We start from the raw sequence: 12232 nt of genomic DNA on the forward strand, positions 1-12232 counted from the left end.
GGCCGCCATCACCCAGAGCGGCGATCTCAACACCGAGCGCAGCGCCCGCCTGCTGGCGGCCTACCGCTTCCTGCGCCGGGTCGAGAACATCCTGCAGGAGATCGGCGATCAGCAGACCCAGACCCTGCCCACCGAGGAGCGGGATCGCCAGCGGCTCATCGCCGCCCTCGGCTTTGCGGACTGGGACGCCTTCATGGCCCACCTGGACGAGGAGATGGCCGCCGTCCATCAGGAGTTCGTCGCCGTGGTGGGGGAAGAGAAGGAGGCTCCCGCCCACCTGGATCAGCTCTGGCTCGATCTCTGGCGCACCGAGCTCGACGCCGCCGAGCTGGAAAAATTGCTGACCACCCAGGGCGTGGCGGAGCCCGCCCCCCTCTGCGCCGCCCTGCTGCGCTTCAAGGAGGAGTACAAGCGTCGCCAGGTCGGTCCCCAGGGGCGCATCGCCCTGGACTGGCTGATGCCGGAGCTGCTGCGCCTGGTGGCCGCAAGCCGCGAGCCCGCCCGCCTCTTCGAGCGGGTCTGCACCCTGCTGACCCGCATCTTCACCCGTAGCGCCTACCTGCAGCTGCTGGCGGAAAACCCCGCCGCCCTGCGCCAGCTGGTGCGCCTGTGCGACGAGAGTAACCTGGTGAGCGAGCAGCTCGCCCGCTACCCCATCCTGCTGGACGAGCTGCTGGATCCCCAGCACCTCTACCACCCCACCCCGCTGGATCAGTACAAGCCCCAGCTGCGCCAGTTCCTGCTGCGCATCCCCGAGGAGGACGTGGAGCAGCAGATGGAGGCGCTGCGCCAGTTCAAGCAGGTGCAGCTGCTGCGTATCGTCGCCGCCGACATCGCCGGCGCCCTGCCGCTGATGAAGGTGAGCGACCACCTCACCTGGCTGGCGGAGGCCATCACCGAAGAGGTGGTCAACCAGGCCTGGGCCCAGATGAGCGAGCGCTACGGTGTCCCCCCCGAGGTGGCGGTGAGCGGCCAGCGCGGCTTTGCGGTGGTGGCCTACGGCAAGCTCGGCGGCATCGAGCTCGGCTACGGCTCGGATCTCGACCTCGTCTTCCTGCACGGCGGCGATCCCAACGGGGTCACCGACGGGCGCAAGCCCATCGACAGCCGTCAGTTCTACCTGCGCCTGGCCCAGCGTATCCTGCACCTGTTCAGCACCCGCACCCCGTCCGGGATCCTCTACGAAATCGACATGCGGCTGCGCCCCTCCGGCGATTCGGGGCTCCTGGTCTCGTCCCTGTCGGCCTACGAGCAGTACCAGCAGAATGAGGCCTGGACCTGGGAGCATCAGGCCCTGGTGCGGGCGCGCCCCATCTACGGGGACGAGGCGGTCATCGCCGACTTTGCCCGCATCCGCCGCGACGTGCTGGCCAAAGAGCGGGATCTGCCGACCCTGGCCCGGGAGGTGCGCGAGATGCGCCAGAAGATGCGGGATCACCTGCTCAAGGCGGGCGAGGGGGAGTTCGATCTCAAGCAGTCCCCCGGCGGCATGGTGGACATCGAGTTCATCGCCCAGTACCTGGTGCTGGCCCACGCCTGCGGCGAGCCGGATGCCCTCACCCGCTGGTCCGATAACGTGCGCATCTTCGACGAGTGCGTGCTGGCGGGGGTGCTGACCCTGGAGCAGGCGGAGGGGCTCAAGCACGCCTATCTGGAGATCCGCAACCTCGGCCATCGCCTCAACCTCTCGGAGGTCTCCCGCAAGGTGGGAGACAACCAGCTGCCGCGCGAGCGGGGCCATGTGCAGGCAGTCTGGCAGCAGTTGCTGGGGGAATAAACGAAAGGGGCGCCATGGCGCCCCTTGTCATTGAAAGGAAAGGGAACTGTTTCTCTAGCGCCCGCCGGCCACGTCGATGAAGGTGCCGGTGACGTAAGAAGCCTCGTCAGAGAGCAGCCAGGCGATAGCCGCCGCCACCTCATAGGGTTCTCCGCCCCGTTGCAACGGGATCTGCCCCTTCACCCGGTCGACCCGGCCGGGCTCGCCGCCATCGGCGTGCATCTCGGTGTAGATAAAACCGGGGCGCACCCCGTTGACCCTTATCCCCTGGGCCGCCACTTCCAGCGACAGTCCCCTGGTCAGCACGTCGACGGCCCCCTTGGCGGCGGCGTAGTCCACGTACTCCCCGGGGGAGCCCAGGCGCGCCGCAGCGGAAGAGACGTTGACGATGGCCCCGCCGTCCGTCATGCGCTGCACCGCCTCCCGGCAGCAGAGAAAACAGCCGGTGACATTGGTGGTCAGGGTTTTGTTGATGCGCTCGGCGCTCATCTCCAGCACCCGCATCTGCGGCTGCAGTCTGCCGGCGTTGTTCACCAGGTGGGTGACGGGCCCGAGCCGGGCGTCCATCTCCTCGAACAGGCGCACCACCTCGGCCTCCTCGCCGACATCCGCCTGCACCGCGATACACTCGACCGGATACCCCGCCCGGATCTCGGCCACCAGCGCCTCGGCCGCCGCCCTGTCCTGACGATAGTTGAGACAGAGATGGTACCCCTGCGCCGCCAGATGGCGGGCGGTGGCGGCCCCTATGCCCCGGCTGCCACCGGTGATCAGCACCCGTTTGTTCATGAACCCTCCTGGTTCCCGCTTATGATGACTGCCCCGGATAGTATCCCATGTGCCTGGGCAAACCTGGCGCCATGGCGCCATGTTCCACAACAAAGAGCCCGCACTGGGCGGGCTCTGGTGGCAATACAGGGGAAGCAGACTACTTGAACAGCCCCTTGAGCAGCTGATCCGCCGCCCCCTTGATCCCCTCGTCATCGGCCTTGTCGCCAAGCAATTTCTTGAGGCCGCGCTCGGCCTCCTTGCGGGCCTTCTCCTCCAGCACCTTGTTGTTGCTGAGCAGCGCCTTCACGTCGAGGCGGTAGCTCGGCGCCTGCCAGTGACCGCCGATACGCACCGGTATGGTGATGTCCTTGAGCTCGTCCACGCTCTTGCCCCCCTGCCCCTTGCTGCTCTCCACCACAGAGGTGAGGAACAGGAAATCGAGGGTCTCCGGCACCAGGGCGGTCTGGCCCTGCCCCTTCACCCGCAGGGCGGGGGCGAACAGCTGGATGTCGTCGCTCTGGGCAACCCCGTCGGCAATCCGGAAGCTGGCGGTGAGGGCGCTGAAGTCGGTCTTGCGCACCTCCTTCACCTGGTCCGCTCCCTTGCCGGTCAGGGTGGCCCGCGCCTCGCGGATCATCTCCGCCAGGTTGATGCCGTGCAGGGCGCCGTCATGCACGGCCAGGCTGATCTTGCCCTGCATCCGGCTGAGCAGGGCCTGCTCGGAGAGACCCGAGCCCTGCACCTGCACCTCCAGATCCCCCTTGCCTTCCAGCAGATCGGTCTGGGCCAGGGTCTGCAGTAGCGGCCGCACATCCACCCCCTGTACCCGCTTGTGGACCTGATAGCGAGCCGGCTGCTGGCGGGCATCCAGCACGCCGTTTGCCGTCACCTTGCCCCCGAGCACCCCGGCACTGAACTGCTTGAGGGTGAGCTGACCACCCGCCAGCGCCAGTTGCAGATCGACGGCGCGAAGATCCATCCCTTTCGCCTTCAGGTTACCCAGCTGCAGCCGGCCGGCCAGATCCATCCGTTTGAGGGCGGCCAGATCCGGCTCGACCGTGGAGGGTGCCTGGGTGGCGGGAACTTGGGCCTTGGTTCCGGCCGGTGCCGCAGTCCCAGAGGCCGCAGCAGCCGGGGCATCCTTGGCCGGTTGACCAAGCCAGGCATCGAGATCCAGCGTCTCCCCCTTGAGGTCGAACTCCACCCTGGGCACGGCCCCCAGCCGCACAATCCCGTTGCCGCTCAGCAGGGCGTCGTCCGCCCCCATCACCAGATTGCTCAGGGTGACGGTCTGCTTGTCCAGCTCGGCGCGGGCAAAGCCAGCGAGCTTGAGCTGCATCTGCGGGCGCGGCAGGGCATCACCGCTGAGCTTGGCGGCCAGCACGGCGTCAGACACCTCCAGCAGCTGTTGCTCCCGATCGAAACGCGCCTTGAGGGTCCCCTCCAGAGTGCCGGCCAGGGTCGGCTTGGCCGCCGCCCCCTGCGCCCCCTGCAGACTCAGGGTCAGGCTGCTCCACTCCCCGAGCGCCAGCCGATCGGCCTTGAGGGAGAAGGCGTCGAGCCGCTGGGCCGGATCACTCAGACTGCCGCTGAGGCCGAGATCCTTGAGCTCGCTCTTGATGGCCTCCCGGGCCAGCTTGAGCTGGGCCTGACCCTTGAGATCAAAGGCCAGATCCCCCTGGGCCCCCTGGGCGGCCAGGGTCACGGGCACCCACTCCCCCGGGGTCAGCTGCCCCAGATCGAGGTCCAACCGGTCGAGCCGGGAGACGGCACCCCTGCGGTCATCCCGCACCAGGGCGCTGGCGTCCACCAGCGCAATGCCTTGCAGGCTGATCTGCCAGGGCTTTTCGTCACGGGCGGTTGTGGCTGGCTGGCCCTCGCCGGAGGGCTGGGCATCAGCCCCCTTGGGCTCGGCAGAGGCGGTGAGCAGGTCGCTCAGGTTGGAGCTGCCGTCGGCTCTGGTCTGGATAAACAGGTGGGCACCACTCAGGGTTACCTTGCCTATCTCAAGCCGGTGGGAGAGCAGGGGCAGCAGGCCCACCGAGGCCTCACCCTGCTCGAAGCGCACCAGGTCGGGTTCGGCGAAACCGGCGGGGTTGCGCAGCGCCACCTTCTCGAGGGAGAGACCGAGGCTCGGCCAGAAGCGCCAGCCGATCGCCCCCTCCATCACCAGCTCGCGGCCCGTGCTCTTGCGCACCTGTTCCGCCAGCTGGGGTTTGAACTGATTGGGATCGATGAGGGATACCAGGGCGGCGATGGCCACCACGGCGGCCAGCGCCAACCCCAGCAGGATATAGATGATCTTCTTCACGACGGACTCCTTGAATGCGGATCTTGTGGCTGACTATACCACCGGGGGGATAACAGATGGGGCCCTTCTCCCAAAACAGGCATCCGGCGAGACAGGGATGGTCGCGGTCGGCCATGAAAAAGGGCCCCGCAGGGCCCTGATGTCACTGGACGGTCGGCAGTTGCCGATAGCCCATCTCGTACAGGGTGAAGGCATAGATGTCCGCACTCTGCTCGATCAGCTTGGCCACCGGCGTACCCGCCCCGTGCCCGGCATTGGTCTCGATGCGGATGAGCTGGGGATGGGGGCCGGCATCGTCGGCCTGCAGGGTGGCGGCAAACTTGAAGGAGTGGGCCGGCACCACCCGATCGTCGTGATCCGCCGTGGTCACCATAGTCGAGGGGTAGCTGACCCCGGGTCGGACATTGTGCAGCGGCGAGTAGCCCTTCAGGTAGTCGAACATCGCCTCGCTGTCGGCGCTGGTGCCGTAGTCATAGGCCCAGCCCGCCCCGGCGGTGAAGGTGTGGTAGCGCAGCATGTCGAGCACCCCCACCGCCGGCAGGGCGACCCGCATCAGATCCGGCCGCTGGGTCATCACGGCCCCCACCAGCAGGCCGCCGTTGGAGCCACCGCGGATCGCCAGCCGGTCGGTGCGGGTGTAGCCCTCGGCCTTGAGGTACTCGGCCGCGGCGATGAAGTCGTCGAACACGTTTTGCTTGTTCTGCCGGGTGCCCGCCAGGTGCCAGGCCTGGCCGTACTCGCCCCCCCCGCGCAGGTTGGCCACCGCATAGACGCCCCCCAGATCCAGCCAGTTGGCCACCGACACGCTGAAGCTCGGGGTCAGGCTCACGTCGAAACCGCCGTAGCCGTAGAGGATGGTCGGGTTGCTGCCATCGAGTTTCAGCCCCTTGCGGTAGCTGATGATGAGCGGCACCCGGGTGCCGTCCTTGCTCTGGTAGAAGCGCTGCTCGGAGACGTAATCCTCTGGTTTGAACGGCGCCGCCGAGGCGCGATAGAGGCTGATCGCGCCGCTCTTGGGCTCAAACCGGTAGAGGGTCGGCGGCTGGGCATAGTTCTCGAAGCCGAAGTAGAGGGCGGGGTCGTCGTGCTTGCCGTTGAAGCCGCTGACGCTGCCAAGGCCGGGCAGCGCCACCTCGCGCACCCGCTTGCCCTCATAGTCGAACTGCTCTACCCGGGCGGTGGCATCCACCATGTACTCGGCAAACAGATAGCCGCTGCCGCTGTGCACCGTCAGCACCTGCTGGCGCTCGGGGATGAGATCCCGCCAGTGGCTCGGGCCCGGGTTGGCGGCATCCACCGTCACCAGCCGGCGGTTGGGGGCGTCCCGGTTGGTCAGCAGGTAAAGGGTGCTGCCCTTGTTGTCCACCAGGCTGACGTCCGCGTCCAGATCTCCCTGCACCGTCAGCAGCGGCGCGTTCTCCTGGCTCAGATCCTTCACATAGAGGCGGTTGCCGGAGGTGGAGTTCGCCGCCGAGATGAGCAGGAAGCGATCATCCTCGGTGACGGTCGCCCCCACGTAGCGGTGGTGCTGGGCCGGGATGGCGCCGAACACCAGCCGGTCATCCTCCTGCGCCGTGCCGAGCCGGTGGAAATAGACCTTGTGCTGATCGGTCCTGGCCGACAGCTCGCTGCCGTCGGGCTTGTCGTAGCTCGAGTAGAAGAAGCCCTCGTTGCCAAGCCAGCTGATGCCGCTGAATTTCACGTCCTTGAGGGGCGCCTCCAGCGGCTGCTTGCTCTCCACGTCCATCAGGTGGATCTCCCGCCAGTCGCTGCCGGCAAGCGACAGGGAGTAGGCCAGGATGCGGCCATCGCGGGAGAAGCTCAGCTGATCCAGCGCCGTGGTGCCGTCGGGGCTGAGGGTATTGGGATCGAGGAACACCTCGGCCGGCTTGCCCTCCTGCTGGCGCCACAGCACATTCTGGTTCTGCAGGCCGTCGTTCTTGAAGAAGTAGTGGTAGCGCCCCTCGCGAAACGGCGCCCCCTCCTTGGCGTAGTTCCAGGAAGCGGCCAGCTTCTCCCTGATGGCGGCGCGATACGGGATCTGCGCCAGATAACCCTGAGTCACGGCGTTCTGGGCCTTGACCCAGGCTTCGGTCTCGGGGCTGCGATCATCCTCCAGCCAGCGATAGGGGTCGGCCACGGCCTGGCCGAAGTAGTGATCCACCTGCTCACCCTGGCGGGTGACGGGGTAGTGAAGGCGCGTATTCCCTGACATGGCATCCTCTTGGGTTGGCTGGCCACTGCACGCACACAGCAGTGACAGGGCCAGCAGGCTGACAATGGCTCGCATCGAGGCGGCTCCCTGCGGTTTCGGTGAAGCGGGCAGGGTAACAAAGAGTGCCGTATGGCCCAACCCCCCAGCGGGTGACCCGTAACGGGAACATACCGGCACGAACCTCCTGGTCAGTCACCACGCTCTGTGAGCCAGCTCCCCCTGCCCAGAGTCTGTCTGTGCCATCCTCACAGAAACGGCAATGGGAGGAGAAACCCATGTGGATAGAGGCGGAGCCCGTCTACGGCGCCCTGGTGTCCCTGGCCATCGGTCTCATCATCGGGCTGGAGCGGGGCTGGCAGGTGCGCCAGCTGGGGGACAACCAGCGCATCGCCGGGATGCGAACCTACGGTCTTATCGGCCTGCTCGGCGGGGTCTGCGCCCTGCTGCTCCCGACCCTGGGATCCTGGCTGCCCCTGCTCGGCCTGCTGGCGGTGGTGGCAGGCTGCGGCCTCTCGGTCTGGCTGGCACAGCGCTGGAAGGGGGAGTTCGGCCTCACCAGCTCGGTGGCCATGGTGCTCACCTATTTGCTGGGGCTGATGTCGGTGTTGCAGAGCCCGAGCGAGGCGGTGGCCTGCGCCGTGCTGGCGGCGCTCTTGATGGGGCTCAAGGGCAAGATCCAGCAGGGCATGCTGTTTTTGAGCGAGACGGAATTTCACGCCACCCTGCGTTTTCTGCTCATCTCCCTGGTGCTGCTCCCCGTGCTGCCCGATGCGGAGATGGGCCCCCTCGACGCCTTCAACCCCTTCAAGATCTGGCTCATGGTGGTGATCATCGCGGGGATCTCGTTCTGTGGCCACTTCGCGGTGCGGCTGCTCGGCACCCGTGCCGGACTGGTGCTCACCAGCATGCTGGCAGGGCTCGCCTCCTCCACCGCCCTCACCCTGCAGTTTGCCCGCCTCAACAAGGAGCAGGGCGGGCTGGAGCGGCTGCTCGCCACCGGCATCCTGCTGGCGGGAGCCACCATGTGGCTGCGGCTGCTGATGCTGGTGCTGCTGATCCATAGCGAGCTGGCGATGCGCCTGGCCGTCCCCCTGCTGCTGCTGGCGGCCATCGTCTATGGCTTCGCCTTCTGGTTCTGGCGCCAGCGGGAAGAGCTCGCCGACAACCCGGTGCAGCCAGAAACCCGCAACCCGCTCGATCTCGCCACCGCCATCAAGTTCGGCCTGTTGCTGGCCCTCATCGGCTTCATGGCTACCCTGCTGCAGAGCAAGGTGGGCAACTCCGGGGTCTATCTGCTGGCACTGGTCTCCGGCATCACGGACGTGGACGCCATCACCCTCTCCCTCTCCCAGCTCGCCCAGAAGGAGCTGGCTCTGGAGGTGGCGGCCAGGGGCATACTGCTCGCCGGCCTGGTCAACTCCCTGGTCAAGGGGATGCTGGCACTGGTGATCGGTGGACGCAGGCTGGGGCTGCGGGTGCTGCTGCCCTACCTCCTCTCCGTCCTGCTGATCCTGCCCCTGGTCTGGCCGACGGGATGACGAGGATCACCTCCCCGGGATGGCGGACTGACGCCCCTCCCCCCTTGTCACGTATACTGCCTCCTCTTGCAGCATGAGGAGGTAGCAATGGCAAGCGATTGGGACAAGATTCTGGCGGGTGGCCCCCTCACCCAGACCGAGGAGATCGCGAACGACAGGATCCGCGGCCAGGCGCTGCTGGCCGAGCTCAATGCCTCCCCGTCCGGCGATCACCCCCTGCGCCAGCGCCTCTGCGCCGAGCTGTTCGGCCACTGCCCGGACTCGTGCTGGATCAGTACCCCCTTCACCTGCGAATTTGGCCGCAACATCCACCTCGGCGAGAAGACCTTCTTCAACTTCAACGTCACCATTCTCGACGTGGGCGAAGTGCACATCGGCAGCCATGTGCTGCTGGCCCCCAACGTGCAGATCTACACCGCCACCCACAGCCTGGATCACCGGGAGCGCCGCAACTGGACCGCCTACAACAAGCCGGTACGCATCGGCGATGACTGCTGGATCGGCGGCGGCGCCATCATCTGCCCCGGCGTCACCATAGGGCCGCGCACCATCATAGGCGCCGGTGCCGTGGTGACCCGCGACATACCGGCAGACTCCGTCGCCGTCGGCAACCCGGCTCGCGTGATCCGCACGTTAAATTCGGATGAGCCCCGGGATCCGGAGTGGCTGTCATGATGGTGCTGGCCCTGCTGCCCCTGGGGTGGGCCGGCTGGCTCGGGGTGCGGGACGCGAACTGGTGGCCGCTGGCCCTGATCCTGCTGATGAGCCTGCTGACCCTGGCCGCCTACGCCTGGGACAAGCGCCAGGCCATCCGTGGCGGCTGGCGCGTGCCCGAGGCGCGTCTGCACCTGCTGGAGCTGTGCGGCGGCTGGCCCGGCGCCCTGGTGGCCCGTCAGTGGCTGCGCCACAAGACCCAGAAAGGGAGCTACCGCCTGCGGTTCTGGGCCATCGTCTGGGGGCAATTACTGCTGCTCGGGCTCTGGCTCGGCCGCCCGCTCTGGCAGGGGTTCTGAACCACCAAGGCGGGCATTGCCGCCCATGACCGGGTATGAGAAAACGGAAGACAGGGAGCTGACCTCTCCCGTTCAGGCACAGACAAGGAGTCACCCATGACCATGTGGACAGGTATCGTCCTGATCGTCTTTATCAGCGTGTTTTTCGGCTATCTCGGCAAGCGTGCCCGCTACCAGATGGGGGACGCCCGCATCACCGACCGCCTCGGCAAGCAGGATGTGAACATCAGGGAGTTGCAGGAGCGGGTCGCCAATCTGGAGGCCATCATGCTCGAGGAGGAGAAGCGCAAACCCTTCCGGGAGCTGTGAGACAGAGCCCGGCGGTGCGGCAAACGAGACGGCAACCCGGGTTGCCGTTTCTGTTGGAGTGCCCCTGCGCCGCTCCCGGGATTCATGTCGTCGGAGGCAGCCCGGCTCCCGCCATGGCGCTCGCCAGCGCCTCCCCACCCCGCTCGCGCACCCCGTCGATGGCCCCCTGCCGGTCGGCCTCCTCCTTGTTCTGGCTCAGCTTGAACTTGCCCACCAGACGGTCGATCTCGATTTCGATGCCCACCACGGCCGCCACCATGGCCTCGATATAGTCTCGCGGCGCGTCCGCCATCTTCCAGGGTGTCGGCTCGGCAGCCTCCTGGGTGCGGGTCAGGGTGGCGAGCAGGCGGCGCACGAAGCGTGCATCGTCCCGCACCCGGATACGGCCGTGGGCGTGCACCACCGCATAGTTCCAGGTCGGCACCTGCTTGTGGTGCGCCTGCTTGCTCGGGTACCAGTTCGGTGAGACATAGCCGTCGGCGGCCCTGAAGATCACCAGCACCTCGTCGCCGTCTTTCACCTCCTGCCAGAGCGGGTTGTTGCGGGCCACGTGGGCGCGCAGAACCCCGTGAGCCCCCTCCCCGGCATCGAACTCAAATGGCAGATGGTTGGCATCGAGCCCCGACTTGCCATGGGTGATCAGGGCCCCCAGGGGATGGGCCCGGATCAGCTGATGCTGCGCCTCGGGGTCGGTGACGGCGAAATGGGGTGGCAGGTACATGCGAACTCCTTGTCCTGAGGACGACGTGAGGGGGCGTCCAGGCGCCCCGTGATAGGCCCATTTTCACCCGTTACGGGGAGACTGACGAGCAGACAACACAAAATAAAAAAGAGGGCCTGGGCCCTCTCTTGTCATCCATGCCGACCTCAGCCGCGCTTGGCCAGCCAGGCCTCGGCGGCGGTGAGGGCTGCCTCTATCTGCTCGCGGGCGACGCCGCCCTTGGCGACCCGCTTGGCCAGGGTCGCTTCCAGCTCCAGATTCGGGTAGACATCCTCCCCCACCACGGGGCTGAAGCGCTGGAACTCGGGGAGGGAGAGCTCCTCCAGGGGTTTCTTCACCCCGATCGCGTAGACCACGGTCTCGCCGACGATATGGTGCGCCTCGCGGAACGGGATGCCCTTGGCCACCAGGTAGTCCGCCAGCTCGGTGGCGTTGGCATAGCCGCCCTGGGCGGCAGTCTTGGTGCGCTCGCCGTTCACTTTCAGATCGATCAGCACCAGGGCCGCCATGTCGAGACAGTCGTGCCAGGTATCCAGGGCATCGAACAGCCCCTCCTTGTCTTCCTGCATGTCCTTGTTGTAGGCCAGCGGCAGCGCCTTGAGGCTCATCAGCATGCCCATCTGGGCACCGACGACCCGGCCGGTCTTGCCACGGATCAGCTCCAGCGCATCCGGGTTCTTCTTCTGCGGCATCAGGGAAGAGCCGGAAGTGACGGCGTCGGAGAGCTCCACAAACCCAGCCTCGCCGGTGTTGTAGAAGATGAGGTCTTCGGCGAAGCGCGACAGATGCGCCATGGACAGCGACGCCACGTGCATCAGCTCCACCACGTGGTCCCGATCGGAGACCGAATCCAGGCTGTTGCGGGTGGCGCCGGCAAAGCCCATGTCGAGCGCCAAGGCTTCGCGGTCGATGGCATAAGCGGTGCCCGCCAGGGCGCCGCAGCCGAGCGGGCTGGTGTCGAGGCGCTTGAGGGCATCCTGCAGACGGGAGTAGTCCCGCTCCAGCATCTCCACATAGGCGAGTGCCCAGTGGGCATAGGTGACCGGCTGGGCGCGCTGCAGATGGGTGTAGCCCGGCAGCACGGCGGCCTGGTTGGCACGGGCGGAGGCGACCAGCCCCTGTTGCAGGGCAGTGATGGAACCGAGCAGCAGCTCACCCTGGGCCTTGCACCAGAGTTTGAGGTCGGTGGCGACCTGATCGTTGCGCGAGCGGCCGGTGTGCAGCTTCTTGCCGAGCGCCCCGACGGCGTCGATCAGCTTCCCTTCGACCCAGGAGTGGATGTCTTCGGCGTCCGAACTCAGGATCTGCTGGGGATCCTGCTGCACGGAGGCGAGCAGTACCTCCATCGCCTGCTGCAACTTGCCCTGTTCACCCTCGGTCAACACGCCCACCTTGACCAGCGCTTTGGCCCAGGCCATGGAGCCCTGAATATCCTGCTCCGCCAGACGGTAGTCGAACCGCAGTGAATCGTTGAACTGCTTGAACCGGCTATCGGCTCCCTGACTGAAGCGTCCACCCCAAAGTGCCATACTGCTCTCCTTGAATGCGTTGTCGGCGGCGCCTTGCGCCGTCGAACT

At 66.7% G+C, this 12232-nt stretch carries 10 protein-coding genes; 5 read left to right on the plus strand and 5 right to left on the minus strand.

Annotated elements, in window-relative coordinates; genetic code table 11:
- Window positions 1–1777, plus strand: a 1777-nt coding sequence (glnE, locus tag BN1136_RS00005) for a bifunctional [glutamate--ammonia ligase]-adenylyl-L-tyrosine phosphorylase/[glutamate--ammonia-ligase] adenylyltransferase (RefSeq protein WP_043807871.1), incomplete at its 5' end; no start/stop codon positions are given.
- A gap of 54 nt (window positions 1778–1831) precedes the next feature.
- Here glnE and BN1136_RS00010 read toward each other — a convergent pair.
- The 3 genes from BN1136_RS00010 to BN1136_RS00020 form a co-directional block, all read right to left on the minus strand.
- On the minus strand, window positions 1832–2566 hold the full coding sequence (locus BN1136_RS00010; protein WP_043763208.1) for an SDR family oxidoreductase: 735 nt from the start codon (window positions 2564–2566) through the stop codon (window positions 1832–1834).
- A 139-nt stretch (window positions 2567–2705) separates the two neighbouring features.
- The gene (locus BN1136_RS00015; protein ID WP_043763206.1) at window positions 2706–4859 is read right to left on the minus strand and encodes an AsmA family protein; all 2154 of its coding nucleotides are present in this window, start codon (window positions 4857–4859) and stop codon (window positions 2706–2708) included.
- Between the two features lie 142 nt (window positions 4860–5001).
- Window positions 5002–7149 carry a prolyl oligopeptidase family serine peptidase gene (locus BN1136_RS00020; protein ID WP_043807873.1) on the minus strand — a complete coding sequence of 716 codons (2148 nt, stop codon included), beginning with the start codon at window positions 7147–7149 and terminating at the stop codon, window positions 5002–5004.
- A 200-nt stretch (window positions 7150–7349) separates the two neighbouring features.
- On the opposite strand from BN1136_RS00020, the gene BN1136_RS00025 reads away from it, so the two are divergent.
- The 4 genes from BN1136_RS00025 to BN1136_RS00040 all read left to right on the plus strand — a co-directional run bounded on the left by BN1136_RS00025 (window position 7350) and on the right by BN1136_RS00040 (window position 9934).
- Window positions 7350–8612 carry an MgtC/SapB family protein gene (locus BN1136_RS00025; protein ID WP_043807874.1) on the plus strand — a complete coding sequence of 421 codons (1263 nt, stop codon included), beginning with the start codon at window positions 7350–7352 and terminating at the stop codon, window positions 8610–8612.
- Window positions 8613–8699: 87 nt separating this feature from the next.
- Complete coding sequence (locus BN1136_RS00030) at window positions 8700–9287, plus strand: sugar O-acetyltransferase (RefSeq protein ID WP_043763143.1); 588 nt, start codon at window positions 8700–8702, stop codon at window positions 9285–9287.
- Window positions 9284–9625, plus strand: a complete 342-nt coding sequence (locus BN1136_RS00035) for a DUF1294 domain-containing protein (RefSeq protein ID WP_043763141.1) — start codon at window positions 9284–9286, stop codon at window positions 9623–9625. The genes BN1136_RS00030 and BN1136_RS00035 overlap by 4 nt, the downstream gene beginning before the upstream one ends.
- 96 nt (window positions 9626–9721) lie before the next feature.
- Window positions 9722–9934: a hypothetical protein gene (locus BN1136_RS00040; RefSeq protein WP_043763139.1), complete on the plus strand. Its 213-nt coding sequence runs from the start codon at window positions 9722–9724 to the stop codon at window positions 9932–9934.
- Between the two features lie 82 nt (window positions 9935–10016).
- Here BN1136_RS00040 and BN1136_RS00045 read toward each other — a convergent pair whose 3' ends face one another.
- Window positions 10017–10655 (minus strand): FMN-binding negative transcriptional regulator, encoded by a 639-nt coding sequence (locus tag BN1136_RS00045; protein WP_043763136.1) that lies wholly within the window; start codon window positions 10653–10655, stop codon window positions 10017–10019.
- A gap of 146 nt (window positions 10656–10801) precedes the next feature.
- Window positions 10802–12184, minus strand: coding sequence for an argininosuccinate lyase (gene argH / locus BN1136_RS00050; RefSeq protein WP_043763134.1), 1383 nt, complete (start codon window positions 12182–12184; stop codon window positions 10802–10804).
- Between the last annotated feature and the right edge of the window lie 48 nt (window positions 12185–12232).

Source organism: Aeromonas taiwanensis (assembly GCF_000820165.1).
GTDB lineage: Bacteria > Pseudomonadota > Gammaproteobacteria > Enterobacterales > Aeromonadaceae > Aeromonas > Aeromonas taiwanensis.